The 13607-nt window shown below is 72.0% G+C and carries 12 protein-coding genes; 6 read left to right on the top strand and 6 right to left on the bottom strand.

Annotated features, from left to right (window positions below; genetic code table 11):
* Nucleotides 1–68 precede the first annotated feature (68 nt).
* Nucleotides 69–437, bottom strand: a complete 369-nt coding sequence (locus ACF08M_RS10020; RefSeq protein ID WP_392184815.1) for an STAS domain-containing protein — start codon at nt 435–437, stop codon at nt 69–71.
* 365 nt (nt 438–802) lie between these two features.
* On the opposite strand from ACF08M_RS10020, the gene ACF08M_RS10025 reads away from it, so the two are divergent.
* Nucleotides 803–1432, top strand: a complete 630-nt coding sequence (locus tag ACF08M_RS10025) for an RNA polymerase sigma factor (protein WP_392184726.1) — start codon at nt 803–805, stop codon at nt 1430–1432.
* Nucleotides 1429–2802 (top strand): zf-HC2 domain-containing protein, encoded by a 1374-nt coding sequence (locus tag ACF08M_RS10030; RefSeq protein WP_392184727.1) that lies wholly within the window; start codon nt 1429–1431, stop codon nt 2800–2802. Before ACF08M_RS10025 ends, ACF08M_RS10030 begins: the two co-directional genes overlap by 4 nt.
* A 28-nt stretch (nt 2803–2830) precedes the next feature.
* Here ACF08M_RS10030 and purU read toward each other — a convergent pair whose 3' ends face one another.
* Together purU and ACF08M_RS10040 are read right to left on the bottom strand one after the other, a co-directional pair.
* Nucleotides 2831–3709, bottom strand: a complete 879-nt coding sequence (purU, locus tag ACF08M_RS10035) for a formyltetrahydrofolate deformylase (protein WP_392184728.1) — start codon at nt 3707–3709, stop codon at nt 2831–2833.
* 28 nt (nt 3710–3737) lie between these two features.
* Nucleotides 3738–4175, bottom strand: a complete 438-nt coding sequence (locus ACF08M_RS10040) for a hypothetical protein (protein WP_392184729.1) — start codon at nt 4173–4175, stop codon at nt 3738–3740.
* 183 nt (nt 4176–4358) lie between these two features.
* Between ACF08M_RS10040 and ACF08M_RS10045 the strand changes: the two genes are divergently transcribed.
* Nucleotides 4359–5648 carry an ABC transporter substrate-binding protein gene (locus ACF08M_RS10045; RefSeq protein WP_392184730.1) on the top strand — a complete coding sequence of 430 codons (1290 nt, stop codon included), beginning with the start codon at nt 4359–4361 and terminating at the stop codon, nt 5646–5648.
* A gap of 100 nt (nt 5649–5748) precedes the next feature.
* Here the strand turns inward: ACF08M_RS10045 and ACF08M_RS10050 are convergent, their stop codons facing one another.
* Together ACF08M_RS10050 and ACF08M_RS10055 are read right to left on the bottom strand one after the other, a co-directional pair.
* Nucleotides 5749–7221, bottom strand: coding sequence for a hypothetical protein (locus ACF08M_RS10050; protein ID WP_392184731.1), 1473 nt, complete (start codon nt 7219–7221; stop codon nt 5749–5751).
* 202 nt (nt 7222–7423) lie between these two features.
* Nucleotides 7424–8806, bottom strand: coding sequence for a transcriptional regulator (locus ACF08M_RS10055; protein ID WP_392184732.1), 1383 nt, complete (start codon nt 8804–8806; stop codon nt 7424–7426).
* A 283-nt stretch (nt 8807–9089) separates the two neighbouring features.
* Between ACF08M_RS10055 and ACF08M_RS10060 the strand changes: the two genes are divergently transcribed.
* Genes ACF08M_RS10060 through ACF08M_RS10070 form a run of 3 tightly spaced genes read left to right on the top strand, consistent with a single transcriptional unit; the run spans nt 9090 to nt 12337 of the window.
* Complete coding sequence (locus tag ACF08M_RS10060) at nt 9090–9794, top strand: bifunctional DNA primase/polymerase (RefSeq protein WP_392184816.1); 705 nt, start codon at nt 9090–9092, stop codon at nt 9792–9794.
* Between the two features lie 54 nt (nt 9795–9848).
* Complete coding sequence (locus ACF08M_RS10065) at nt 9849–10688, top strand: ABC transporter ATP-binding protein (RefSeq protein WP_392184733.1); 840 nt, start codon at nt 9849–9851, stop codon at nt 10686–10688.
* Nucleotides 10685–12337: a transporter gene (locus ACF08M_RS10070; RefSeq protein ID WP_392184734.1), complete on the top strand. Its 1653-nt coding sequence runs from the start codon at nt 10685–10687 to the stop codon at nt 12335–12337. The genes ACF08M_RS10065 and ACF08M_RS10070 overlap by 4 nt, the downstream gene beginning before the upstream one ends.
* Before the next feature lie 80 nt (nt 12338–12417).
* Here the strand turns inward: ACF08M_RS10070 and ACF08M_RS10075 are convergent, their stop codons facing one another.
* Entirely contained in the window at nt 12418–13311 is an 894-nt protein-coding gene (locus ACF08M_RS10075; RefSeq protein WP_392184817.1) for an alpha/beta fold hydrolase, read from the bottom strand.
* Nucleotides 13312–13607 lie beyond the last annotated feature (296 nt).

The raw sequence follows: 13607 nt of genomic DNA on the forward strand, positions 1-13607 counted from the left end.
CGCGGCGGCACTGGCAACCCGGTCTTCGTCCTCACTCGCACCACTCGCGTCACCCGCGTCACCCGCGCTCACGCCGGGAGCGGCTGGGCCTCGTCGTCGACGGCCGTGTACCGGTCGGGGTAGACGTCGAAGAGACGGCGTACGCCGAGGGCGGCGAGCACCCGGTTGACGTGGGAGCCCTCCACCGCGCCCCGGGCCGGGAGGATCAGCCGCAGCCGGCCCCCGCAGGAGCGCATCAGACGTCGGGCGGCGATCAGTACGCCGACACCGCTGGAATCGCAGAACAGGACCTCGGAGAGGTCGAGCACCACGTCGTGACGGCCGACGGCGACCGCCTCGTGGACGCAATGGCGGACGGCGGGCGACGACACCAGATCCAGTTCGCCGCGTATCCGCAGCACCGTCCAATCGCCCTGCACGGTCTCGGCCACTTTCAGTGGCGTCCGGGAGCGTTCCTGGGTGAGCCGGGGGGCGTGGGTGGTCGCAGCCGGTGGGTGGTTTCCACGAGGACAAGGATTCCTCACGCGACTGAGCCTCTCGTTCCGGGGATTCCGACGATCCGGAAGTTTCCGTTCCTTCTCGCGGCTGCCCCAGCCGCAGACCCATGAAACACCGGACCGCTCGACAACACACAGCCGGGTTCGGGCCGAAATGATCACTTCGGGTCCGATTCCGCCCTCCGTGACTGACGCGTTCCTTATCATCCCGGGCCTTCTCAGGGGCGTACTTGCCACAAAAGGCGCTCATGCTCAGCGCCGCCGACTACATTCGACGTGACGAGGGGAACAGGGCTGGGGGTCGCATGGCGAGAAACGCACCACCCCGCTGGGACCGCAAGATGCAGCAGCGGCTGGCACGCGGTGAGGCGGCTGCTCTCGGCGAGCTCTACGACCGGTTCGCCTCGCTCGTGCACAGCCAGGCCCACCGGATGCTCGACGACGAGACCGCCGCCGACCTGGTCACTCGCGAGGTTTTCGGTTACGTGTGGGAGAACCCGGACGCGTACGACCCGAAGCAGGGCTCGATGCGCTCCTGGGTGGCCCGGCTCACGCACCGCCAGTCCGTGCGGCGGCTGCGCGAGGAGGCGGACGGCCTCCGGAACGGCACGGGCGGTGCGGACGGGACACACGGGGAGTCCGGGGAGTCCGGGGAGCCCGGGGCCGTCTCCCCGGCCGATCTGGAGGAGCGGGTGCGCCGGGCCACGGCCGCCGCCCGCGCCGACTACATCGTCGCCGCCATGCCCGCCCCGTTGCGGGCCGCGCTGGAGCTCGCGTACGTCCAGCGCCGGGACTACCGGCAGACCGCGGCCGACCTCGGGGTCACCGAGGACGAGGCCCGCCGTCGGCTGCGGCTCGGTCTCCAGCTGCTCTCCACCGCGCACACCCGCCCGCTGGAAGGGTCGTCGCCGCACGGATACGGACGGCCCTTGTGACCGGTGACGACGACACCAACGGGCGCGGGGACGGCGGACACGGCGACGAGGTGCAGGGCGCACCGCGCATACCGGGACCGCGGGCCGCCGCGGACAACTTCGACCTCGACGCCGTACCCCTGCCGCCGCCCGTGCCCCCGGCCCCGGCCCCGCCCGAGGTACCGCGGCCGGCCTCGCGACCGACGACACGGGAACCGGAATCCGCCGTGGCACCACCGGACCCATCCGACCCGCCCGCCGCACCGGCCCTGGTGCTCCCCCACCGCGTCCTCAAGGCCCTCCTCGGTGCCTGGGCGCTGGCCGCGTGCTCGGCGGAGGAGACCGAGGCCGTCGAGGCGCATCTGACCGAGTGCGCCGCCTGCGCCGACGAGGCCCTGCGGCTGCGCGACGCGGTCGGCCTGCTCCAGACCGACCGCAGCCTGGACCTCGATCCGACGCTGCGTTCCCGGGTGATCGACACCTGTCTGAGCCGCCGCCCGGCCAAGATCCCGGTGCCGGACTGGGCCGCGCCGTACGACGCGGAGACCGCCCGGCTCGACGCGCTGCTGCGCGACATCGGCAGCTCGGAGTGGCACGCCCCCTTGCGGCTGAAGTGGTTCGAGGGCGAGCAGGAGGTCAGCCGCAGGACGACGGTCGCGGGGGTCATCGGCCATCTCATGGCCGTCGACGGACTGGTCGCCGCCGCCCTCGGCCTCGACGTACCGCTCGGCGACGGCACCACGGGCCGGGGCGACGACTGGCCGCTCCTGCCCGCCGCGCGGACGGAGAAGTACTGGTCCGCGACCCGTCGGCCGCCCACCCGCGCGATCCGTGAGCCGTGGCGCGAGCAAAGCCACACCCTCATCCGTACGGTGTCCTTCGCCGGCCGTGGAGTCGCCGAACTCTCCGTCTCGTACGGCGACTTCGCTCTTCCGATGCACGACGCCCTGCTGGACCGGGCCTTCGAGTGCTGGGTGCACGGCGGTGACATCGCCGATGCGGTGGACTATCCGTACGAGGCTCCGTCCGCCGCCCACCTCAACCGGATGGTCGACCTGGCGGCCCGGCTCATCCCGGCCACCCTCGCCGAACGCCGCAGATCGGGGCTGGCCGGGCCGGCGCGCCATCTGGTGACGGCCGGTTCACCGGGCCGTTCGCTGCACCTGGAGATCGAGGGCACGGGCGGCGGCGACTGGTACATCCCGCTGGACTCCCCCGCCGCGCGCGGCTCGGCCGCGCACACGGTGGCGCAGGTCGCACTGGACGGCGTCGAGTTCTGCCGGCTGGTGGCCGGGCACCTGCCTCCGGTGGAAGCGGCGGCAGGTCAGGAGGGCGACCGCGAGGCGATCCGCGACGTGCTGTTCGCGGCGGCCTCCCTGAGCCGGCTGTAGCAGCGGGGCCCGGCTCCCCGACAGGCTCTCAGGCGAAGATCACCGTGCGGCGGCCGTTGAGCAGGATGCGGCGCTCCGCGTGCCACTTCACCGCCCGCGCCAGCGCCTGGCACTCCACATCGCGGCCGATGGCGACCAGCTGGTCCGGTGTGACGCCGTGGCCCACCCGCTCGACCTCCTGCTCGATGATCGGCCCCTCGTCGAGGTCGGCCGTCACATAGTGCGCCGTCGCACCGATCAGCTTCACCCCACGGGCGTGCGCCTGGTGGTACGGCTTCGCGCCCTTGAAGCTCGGCAGGAAGGAGTGGTGGATGTTGATGATCCGGCCGCTCAGCTGCTTGCACAGATCGTCGGAGAGGACCTGCATGTAGCGGGCGAGGACGACCAGCTCGACCTTCTCCTCGCGGACCAGCTCCAGCAGCTCCGCCTCAGCGGCGGCCTTGTTCTCCTTGGCCACCGGAATGTGCCGGAAGGGGATGTCGTACGAGGCGACGAGCTCGGCGAAGTCCGTGTGGTTGGAGACGACGGCGGCGATCTCGATCGGCAGTGCCCCGATCCGGGAGCGGAACAGCAGGTCGTTGAGGCAGTGGCCGAACTTGCTGACCATCAGCACGACCCGCATCCGCTCCGAGGAGCGGTGGATCTGCCACTCCATCCGGAAGGAGTCGCCGACCGCGGCGAAGCTGGCCCGCAGTTTCTCCACGGTCACCGGGCTGTCCGCCGAGAAGTGGACCCGCATGAAGAACAGGCCCGTGTCGTGGTCGCCGAACTGCTGGCTGTCCTCGATGTTGCAGCCGGTCATGAAGAGATAGCTCGACACGGCATGCACGATGCCCTTTTTGTCCGGGCAGGAGAGGGTGAGGACGTACTGCCCCGGTGCGGTCTCGGCAGGCTGCGGCGCGGTCATCCCCGTAGCGTGCCACATCGGGCCGCTGTCAGGCCGAACTGGTCAGGATGCGGAGCACGTCGAGGGAGCGCGGCGGGGTGTCCGGATCCTCGCCGTCGTTGGCGGCGAGCAGCACATGGGCCTCGCGTGCGGCCCGCACGGCCTCCGGCCAGCCGTGGTGCTCCAGATACGCCGAGACGGGCGCGTCCGCGCCGACCTGGTGCATGATGCGCAGCACCCGCAGCACGGCGACATCGACGAGAGCGGACTCGTTGGAGTCACGGAAGATCGTCCCGACGTACTTCTCGGCGGACCAGTTGTCCAGCCAGGTGTCCTCGACCAGGCGGTACACGGCGTCGGTGACGTCGCCGTACCCTTCCCGGCCGGCCAGCCAGCACTCGTGGTGGAAGACGGGGTCGGAGAGCATGTGCAGCGCCGAGCGCACGTTGCTGCGCCAGCGCCACCAAGGCATGTCATTCAGCGGCATGCCGCCCATGGTGGAGGAGCGACGGCCGCGACGGGAAGTGTTCTCCGAACCTTGCTGCACGGTTGTCGATCGTACGTTCCCTTTTCGGCCGCCCGCACCGGCCCCCGTAATTCACCCGGATGTCACCGAGCGTTGCGTGGAGCACACAGCGGTGTTACCCCGCGGGCGGAAATGTTCGTGTCCATGACCGGACGGCGACGCCCCACCTCCCCCCGCCCCTACGCGTTCCTCACGAGTACGGCGGCGGTCGGGGCATTGCTGGTCACGGGCTGCGGTGCACTCCCTGGAGCCCCGGGGAACTCCAGGGAGCCGCTCACCGTGGTGACGTGGGCCCCCGGCGGCGAGGCGACACCGGACACCGTCAATACGGCGGACAGGTCGGGCATGACCGCCATGGCGCGTACGTACGCCCGCTGGGTCAACGCCGACGGCGGGCTCGACGGTCACGAACTGCGCGTCGTCACCTGTGACGAGGCGGACACCTCGGCCGGCGCGGGGAACTGTGCCCGGCTGGCCGTCAAGGAGAAGGCGGTCGCGGTCGTCGGCTCGTACAGCCGGCACGGATCGTCGTTCATGCCGCCGCTGGAGAACGCCGGAATCCCCTACATCGGCGGCTACGGAGCCTCCGACGAGGAGTTCGACAGCTACACCTCCTACCCCGTCAACGGCGGCCAGGCGGCGCTCCTCGCGGGCAACGCCCGCCAGCTCGCCCGCACCTGCGAGCGGGTGTCCGTGGTACGGCCCGACACCCTGGCCGGCGACGGCCAGGCCTGGCTCCTCGACACCGGTCTGACCGACGCCGGCCGGCCCGGACCCGCCGACATCCGGGCGGCGGAGTCGGCGACCTCGTACGACGAGGCCGCCGGGCGGGCGCTCGACGCGGCGGGGACGCGCGACGGCTGTGTGACGGCCGTGCTCGGGGACCGTACGGGGACGTTCTTCGACTCCTTCCGGCGGCTCGGACCGACGTCCGGGAACGTGCGGATCTCGTCCGTCCTCGGCAGCGTCGGACAGCCGCTGATCGACAGCACCGGCGGCCGGAACAGCCCGTTCGAGGGGGCGTACCTCACCGGCTGGTACCCGGACTCGGGCGACGCCCGCTGGGACCCGATGCGGAAGGTGATCCGCAAGTACGCCTTCGGCGACAACCGGATCGATCCGGACGACACCGGCGTCCAGACCACATGGATCGCGTACACCGTGCTGAACGAGCTGGTGAAGGCGGTCGACGCCCCGCAGATCACCGCCAGGAAACTCGCCTCCGCCCTCAACCACGGCACCCCGGCCGACACCGGCGGTCTCACGCCGGTGCTGCGCTGGCGGTTCAAGGACATGCTCGGCTCGTCCGCGTACCCGCGCGTCGTCAACACCGAGGTGACGTTCCAGGTGGTGCGGAACGGGCGGCTCGTCGCGGACAGGAAGGGCTTCGTGGACGTCGCGAAGACGCTGTCGGACGCGAGCGCGAAGGGCTGAGGCACCAAAGGCCCCGCCCTCCGGCCGCCGCTCCCCGGTCACCGGTCACCGGTCGCCGCTCCCCGGTCACCGGTCACGGGTCACCGGAGGGGCCCGGCCCTCAGAGCTGGGTCGCCGCCCGCTGGGTCAGCCCGTACTTCGAGGCGATCGCGTTCCACAGCCCCGACGCCTCCTGCTTCGCCTTGCTCGCCTCACCGCTCTGCACGGTGGCCTGCTGCATCTCGTTGGTCGTCCGGGCCTTGCCGTGCTTGCAGACCTTCTTGCCGTGCTTGGCCTGGCCGGCCCACGCGGCGTAGTGCTCGTCGGCGGCGGCGGACGCCTGCCAGCCCTTGGTGAGGGAGGCGGTGAGCCGTTCGTGGTCCGGCAGCTGGTCGACGCTCAGCTCCTGGAGCCGGGTCACCAGATCACGGCGCTGCTGGGCGGCGCCCTTCAGATCGGTCACGGCCTGGTCCAGATCCTGGCAGTTCTTGGTCTTCCCGACGGCCCCGATGACCGCGGCACGGCTGTTGTTGCTGTCCGCCAGCAACTTGTCGAGCGCTTCGGCCTGCAGCTTCACCGGATCGGCCGCGGCCTGCGTGGGGGTCTGGTCGCCGGGTGTACTCGCGGCCGCCACCGGCTGCTTGTCGTCCTTGCTGTGGTCGTCGCCGCCGCCGCTCAGCAGCGCACCCGCACCGAGGCCGACGACCGCGCAGCCGGCGACGACCGCCGCGATGAGTGTGACGTGTGGCCTCTTGCGCTTCTGGGCCCGGCCCTGGGGCTGGTCGTCCATGGGCTGATACGACGACTGCGGGGCCTGCGGGGCCTGCGGAGGCCGAGGGGCCCCCTGGTGCTGCGGTCCGGGGGCGAACTGGGGCATCTGCTGGGTGGCGCCCGAGGGCTCCTCGCTGCGGAACAGGTTGTCGAACTCGGCGGGCGGCTGCCGGTCGCCGGGGGCCCCGGGCCTGATGTCGTACGGGGCGCCACCGGGGACGGGCGGGATGTACTGGGTCGCTTCGGCGTCGCCCCCGTGCGCGGGCGGCTGCTGCGGCTGGTGGTACGCCTGTGTCTGCGGCTGCGGCTCCGGTGCTCCGTGGCCGAGGAACTGGGTGGCCCCGGCGGGAACCTCCGGCGGCAACCCGCCCGGCGCGGGTCCGGCGGGCACCGGTGCGATGTACTGCGTGGCCTCCGCGTCCCCGCCCATGCTCATGCCGGGCACGGCCTCGGGCGGCAACGGCTGCGCGTACGGCTGCTGGGGCTGCTGGAACTGCTGGGGATGCTGGGGCTGTACGGGAGGCAGCGGCTGGGCCTGGGGCTGTCCGTACCCCTGCGCCGGCTGCCCCTGCCCGTACTGATGACCACCCTGCCCATACGCCCCCTGCCCCGGGGCGTGCGCCGGTGGCTGCGAGGAGGGGTCCTGGTGCGCCGCCTGCGGCCCCCAGGGCTGCCCCCACGGCTGGCCGCCCGCCGGGGCGGCCTGATCCGCGGGCCCCCCGGGTATCCAGGGCTCACCGCCACCCGCGGGCAGCACGACACCTTCGTGCGCGGGCCGTACAGCAGGGAGTTGCTGCTCGTCACCCTGTCCGCTCTGCGTCACCGGGACTCCTACGTGTAAACCTACGGAATCGTCGACTCACGCTATCGGGTGGTCCCCGCCGTCCGCCAAGCGCGTGTTGCCACTCACCACCCCTTCACACGAGGTGTAACATCGAGCGCCCCCGAGACGCTGTTACGGGGGCGCCTCGGACACGATGCCCCGGGCTCTCCCATCAGGGACTCTCCCATCAGGGACTCTCCCGTCAGGCCGCCTGGAGTTCCAGCCGCGCCCCGAACTCCCGCACCGCCGTCTCGTCCCCGTAGGGCACCAGCCGCTGCTGCAGGTCCTCCAGGTACTCCACACCCCGGCTGGAGCGCACCGACCCCAGCAGCTCCATCGCCCGCGTGCCCGTGTGGCAGGCCTGCTCCACCTCGCGCAGCTGGACCTGGGCCGTGGCGAGGAGGACCAGACCGATGCCGCGGCGGCGGGCCCGGGACTCCGGGTGGCCGTCCAGGGACTCCTTCGCCCGGCGGGCCGCCGCCTCCGCCTGGCCGAGATCGCGATGGCAGTGCGCCAGCTCGTCGGCGAGGTACGCGTGGTCGAAGTGGGCGATCCAGTCGGGATCGTCCCCGGTGTCCGGATCGGCGTGCTCCATGGCGGCCAGCGCCCGGCCCGTCACCGCCTGGCAGGTGCGGGCGTCGCCGAGCAGGGCGTGCCCACGGGCCTCCGCCGCGTAGAACATCGCCTCCGCCCTCGGGGTGATCCGCCCGCGCGCACCTTCCTGCGCGGCCCGCGCCAGCTGGGCGATCTCGCGCGGGTTGCCCAGCTGCGCGGCGAGATGGCTCATCGACGCGGCCAGGACGTAACCCCCGTACGCCCGGTCGCCCGCCGCCTGGGCCAGGCGCAGCGCCTGGATGTAGTAGCGCTGGGCGAGGCCCGGCTGGCCCGTGTCGACCGCCATGTACCCGGCGAGTTCGGTGAGCCGGGCGACCGCCGCGAAGAGCTGCCGGCCGACCGGTTCACGGTACGCCCCCGAGAGCAGCCCGGAGACCACGCTGTTCAGGTAGTGCACCAGGACCGGCCGCACATGTCCGCTGCCGAACCGGTGGTCGAGGTCGACGAGCGCGGTCGTCATCGCCCGTACCGCCGCCACGTCCGACATCCCGACGCGGGCTCCGGCGGACCGTGCCACCTGCGGGTCGGCGCCGGTGATCAGCCAGTCGCGGCTGGGTTCGACCAGCGCCGAGGAGGCGACCGTCGAACCGGACAGGAAGTCGCGGCGGCCGACGTCGCTGCGCCACAGCTCGCAGACCTGCTCGATCGCACCGGTCACGGTCGGGGCGAACTGCAGGCCGACGCCGGACGACAGATTCTTGCCGTTGGCCATGCCGATCTCGTCGATCGTGACCGTACGGCCGAGCTTGCGGCCGAGCGCCTCGGCGATGATTCCCGGTGCCCTGCCGCGTGGTTGCTGTCCACGCAGCCAACGGGCCACGGAGGTCTTGTCGTACCGCAGATCGAGCCCGCGTTCCGCGCCGACCATGTTGACGCGCCGGGCGAGGCCGGCGTTGGAGCATCCGGCTTCCTGAATGAGCGCCTGGAGCCGTTCGTTCGGCTGGCGGGCGACGAGAGGCCTGGCTGCCATGTTTCCCCCTGAGGCCGCAGTGATCGATGAGCGGATCACTGCCCGGCAATTCCACGGAAAATGCGCACATTCATCGTGATCGTCACGTCCGTCGTGTTCGTTGTCATTCATGTCGGCATATGACAGAGGCCGACCGTTCCGGAGGTGCCCGTAACTGGCTACCCGCCCTGCCGGGCGCCGCCTCGCGCGCGCCCCCACCCATGCATCCATGCGCCCCGCATGCCGGACCGGTACGCCGTGACCGGGCCCGCCGCGCCCGTAACCCCGGGTGGTGGCGGAAGTTGTGCTGGGCGTGGAAGAGCCCATCGGAGTCGAAGAGCGCATCGGGGTCGGGACAGCCGCGCAGGTCCCCCAGCAGCGGGGCGAGCAACTGCTCGACGCCGCGGTGCGGTACGCGGAGGAGCGGCACTGGGACGTATGCCCCGGCACCTGGCTGGAGGCCGCCGAGGGCACCGAGCGATGTTCGTGCGAGGACGCCGGCTGCGCCTCCCCCGGCGCCCATCCCGCCGCCCCCGACTGGGCGGACCGGGCGACCGGCAGTGGTGCCGCGGCCCGCCGGTTGTGGTCCGCACAGCCGGGGGCGTCGATCCTGCTGCCGACCGGCCGCGCCTTCGACGCGATCGACGTACCGGAGTCCGCCGGGTTCCTGGCACTGGCCCGGATGGAGCGGATGGGCCTGCCGCTCGGGCCCGTCACCCGCGCCCCCGACCGGCGGATGTACTTCTTCGTCCTGCCGGGCACGGCGGCCGAGGTGGACGAGCTCGTACGGAAGTTGGGCTGGCGGGCCGCCGCGCTCGACCTCGTCGGCCGCGGCGACGGCCACTATGTGACGGGACCGCCGACCCGGGTCGGCGGCCGCGGAGTGGTGCAGTGGGCCCGTCGGCCCACCCACGCCAACCGGTGGCTGCCGGAGGCGGCCAAGCTCATCAATCCGCTCGCCTACGCCTGCGCACGGGACGTGGCCGACGCACGGGCCCGCCTCTCGTAGAGCACCCTTTCGTAGGGTGTCCCCATACACGGGGACCACGAAAGGCAACACATCATGCAGGACCGGGCAGAAAACGACAGAGCGGTACGGACGGGGGCAGCGGAGGAGGCGGGTGGAGCGCCCATCGCGCCGCCCGCCGTTCGCGTACAGGGGCTGTGGAAGCGGTTCGGGGAGCAGACCGCGGTCGCCGGGATCGATCTGGAGCTGCCCGCGGGCAAGTTCATCGGTCTGGTGGGTCCCAACGGCGCGGGCAAGACCACCACGCTGTCGATGGTCACCGGACTGCTCCGCCCCGACCACGGGCTGGTCGAGATCGGCGGCCACGACGTGTGGCGCGACCCGGTCGAGGTGAAGTCCAGGATCGGCGTGCTCCCCGAGGGGCTGCGGCTCTTCGAACGCCTCTCGGGACGCGAACTCCTCGCGTACACAGGCCGGTTGCGCGGGCTTCCGGGCGCCGAGGTGGACAAGCGGGCCACCCAGCTCCTCGATGTGCTCGACCTGGCGGGCGCCCAGCACAAGCTGGTCGTCGACTACTCGACCGGTATGCGGAAGAAGATCGGGCTCGCGGCGGCACTGCTGCACAACCCCGAAGTGCTCTTCCTGGACGAGCCGTTCGAGGGCGTCGACCCGGTGTCGGCGCAGACCATCCGCGAGGTGCTGGAGCGGTACACCCGCTCGGGGGCGACCGTCGTCTTCTCCAGCCATGTGATGGAGCTCGTGGAGTCCCTCTGCGACTGGGTGGCCGTCATGGCCGCCGGCAGGATCCGGGCCCAGGGCACCCTGGCCGAGGTGCGCGGCGAGGCGTCCTCGCTGCAGAACGCCTTCCTCGAACTCGTCGGCGCGGGCTCCCGGGCCACCGGCGACTCCCTGGACTGGCTGGGCGGCGACCGATGAGCGTGCTCGACACTCCCGTGGGCGCCGCCCGCGGCCGGGACACCACGAGCGGCGGCGAGGGGCTCGTCCCCGTCTTCGTACGGCTCAAGCTGACCCTGCTGCGCAACGGACTGCGGCAGTCGGCCGGCCGCCGGGCCGCCTACATCACCTCCATCGTCTTCGCCCTGCTGATCGCCGCGGGCCAGCTGATCGGGCTGATCGCGCTGCGCGGGCACGCCCACATCGACACCCTCGGCGTCCTGCTGACCGGGGTGCTGGCGGTCGGCTGGGCCGTGATGCCGCTGTTCTTCCCCAGCGGTGACGAGACCCTCGACCCGAGCCGTCTGGTGATGCTGCCGTTGCGGCCGCGCCCGCTGGTCGCGGCGCTGCTGGCGGCATCGCTCGTCGGCATCGGTCCGCTGTTCACGCTCTGCCTGACGGCCGGTTCGGTGGTCGCGGTGGCGCACGGGGCGGCGGGGGCGGTGTTCGCCGTGGTGGCGGTGCCCCTCACGCTGCTCCTGTGCGTGGCGCTGACACGTGCCGTGGCCACGGCCAACACCCGGCTGCTGACGTCGCGCAAGGGCCGCGATCTCGCGGTACTGAGCGGGCTCGTGATCGCAGTGGGCTTCCAGTTCGTCAACTTCGGTGCGCAGCGGCTCGGTCGGGCGGGCGGCCTCGCCTCGCTCGACCCGGCTGCGGACGTGGTGCGCTGGCTGCCGCCCGCCTCGGCGATCGGGGCCGTGGACTCGGCCTCGCGGGGCTCCTACGGGCAGGCCGCCGGACAGCTGCTGCTGGCCGTGGCGGCGCTGTTCGCGCTGTTGTGGCTGTGGCAGCGGAGTCTGGTGAAGCTGATGACGGCCCCGGACGGCTCGACCCTCGCGGCCGCCGGACCGGGCCGCGAGAAGTCCGGCGGGAGCGCCTCCAGGCTCTCCGCGCTCCTGCCCTCGGGGCGTACCGGACCGGTGATGGAACGCAGTCTGCGGTACATCGCACGCGACCCGAAGACCAAGGCCTCCTGGGTCACGGCGCTGGCGGTCGGGCTGATCGTGCCGATCGTCTACGCGCTGCAGGGCACCGGCTCGATGTACTTCGCCTGCTTCGCGGCCGGAATGCTCGGCATCCAGATGTACAACCAGTTCGGCCAGGACACCTCCGCGTTCTGGATGGTGGCGCTGACGATCTCCTCCACCCGGGACGCCTACCTCGAACTGCGGGCGCGGGCCCTGGCACTGCTGCTGATCACCCTGCCGTTCACGATCCTGGTGACGGTGGTGACGGCGGCGGTGCTCGGCGACTGGGGTGCACTGCCGGGGGTCATGGGGCTGTCGTTGGCCCTGCTGGGCGCGATGCTGGCGACGGGTGCGGTGGCGTCGGCGAACTTCCCGTACTCGATCCCGCAGGACGGGGCGTTCAAGAACGTGGCACCGGGGCAGGCCGGGCTCGCCTGGATCTCGATCTTCGGCGGCATGGTCTCGGCGGCGGTGCTCTGCGCGCCCGTGATCGCGGTGACGATCTGGCTGCACGTCGCCGATCTGGAGCAGTGGCTGTGGCTGCTGCTGCCGGGCGGGGCCGCGTACGGGGCACTGATCGCCTGGGCGGGGCTGCGGCTCGCCGCTCCCCGGACGGCGAAGCGGCTCCCGGAGATCCTGGCCGCGGTCAGCAAGGGCTGAGGAGAGCGGGTCCGCGGGGCCCGCTCTCCGTACGTCTGCCCCCTTCTCGCGTTCTCGCGTTCTCGCGGGCGGACGGGTTCCTACGGGGATACGGGCTCGCGGTCGCCCCGGGGGTCCTCGGCGCACTGTTCCAGGAAGGGTTCGACCGCCGCTCGCCAGCCCTCCGGCTGGTCGTAGTGGACGAGATGACCGGCGTCGGCCACCTCCGCGTACTGCCCGCACGGCAGTACGCGGACCATCTCCTGGGCCTCCGCCCGGCCCAGCTCGCCGTCGAGACCGCGGAGCACCAGGGTCGGGCACCGGACCTGCGCCAGCTCCTCCCAGTGCGCGTCGAACACCCAGGTCGCGCGGGACTGGAGCATCTGGCGGCGGGAGAAGACGGGGCGCCAGCCGTCGGCCCGCTCGGCCATCACCTCGGCGAAGAACTCGCCCCGGGCCGGGCTGGGCCGCTCCACCCAGGGGTCGTCCTCGCCGAACCACTTCCGTACGTCGGAGAGCGTGGCGAACGGCACCGGCCAGGACGTGAACCAGTCCTCCCACTCCCGTTGCGAGGCCGCGCCGAGCGCGGAGGCCCGCATGTCGCAGACGACCAGGGCCCGGACGAGATCGGGGCGCTTCGCGGCGAGCTGCCAGGCGGTGAGCGCTCCCATCGAATGTCCGATGAGGGTGACAGGGGCGAGGTCGAGCTGTTCGATCGCCGCCTCGACGTCGGCGACGTACGCCTCACGGGTGTACGGGCCCTCGGCCGGCTTCTCGCTGCGGCCGTGCCCGCGCTGGTCGAGGCCGACGGCGCGGTGCCGCTCGGCGAGCCAGCGGGTGGTCGAGGCCCAGTGCGAGGCCCGGCCCATCAGTCCGTGGAGCAGTAAAACCCCGGGGGCGCGTTCGCCCTCCGTGCGCCCCTTGGCCGGGTCGGCGAACTCCCAGGCCGCGAGGCGTACGCCGTCGGTCCCGGTCACATCGATACGCCGCACCATATGTTCTGGCACCCCCTTCTCGTCCTCGATCACCGCTTGATCCCGCTCGATCACCGCGTGGTCGCGCCACGCCAGACTATCGAACCTTTATTCGAAAACAGGCTCTGGCATCCAACACCCCTCGTTCGAGTGACCGGCTCCAAGGATTGATGGCAGCCGGGGAGGGGAGACCTTCACCGGGAGGCGGGCCACTCGGGGATGAGGGCCCGCAGGGACCGACCTCGAGAGCTCGGGGCTCCGGGTCGAAGCAGGGGAGGACAGGCCCCGGCGCCACCAGGCGCCGGGGCCCTCTGCTG

The sequence above is a fragment of the Streptomyces sp. NPDC015032 genome (genome assembly GCF_043080425.1).
In the GTDB taxonomy this organism is placed as follows: Bacteria; Actinomycetota; Actinomycetes; order Streptomycetales; family Streptomycetaceae; genus Streptomyces.

Coding starts and splice junctions, on each gene's coding strand:
- ACF08M_RS10045 (WP_392184730.1), top strand. CDS start 4,359: ATGACCGGACGGCGACGCCCCACCTCCCCCCGCCCCTACGCGTTCCTC.
- ACF08M_RS10075 (WP_392184817.1), bottom strand. CDS start 13,311: ATGGTGCGGCGTATCGATGTGACCGGGACCGACGGCGTACGCCTCGCG.
- ACF08M_RS10065 (WP_392184733.1), top strand. CDS start 9,849: ATGCAGGACCGGGCAGAAAACGACAGAGCGGTACGGACGGGGGCAGCG.
- ACF08M_RS10040 (WP_392184729.1), bottom strand. CDS start 4,175: ATGCCGCTGAATGACATGCCTTGGTGGCGCTGGCGCAGCAACGTGCGC.
- ACF08M_RS10070 (WP_392184734.1), top strand. CDS start 10,685: ATGAGCGTGCTCGACACTCCCGTGGGCGCCGCCCGCGGCCGGGACACC.
- ACF08M_RS10025 (WP_392184726.1), top strand. CDS start 803: ATGGCGAGAAACGCACCACCCCGCTGGGACCGCAAGATGCAGCAGCGG.
- purU (WP_392184728.1), bottom strand. CDS start 3,709: ATGACCGCGCCGCAGCCTGCCGAGACCGCACCGGGGCAGTACGTCCTC.
- ACF08M_RS10055 (WP_392184732.1), bottom strand. CDS start 8,806: ATGGCAGCCAGGCCTCTCGTCGCCCGCCAGCCGAACGAACGGCTCCAG.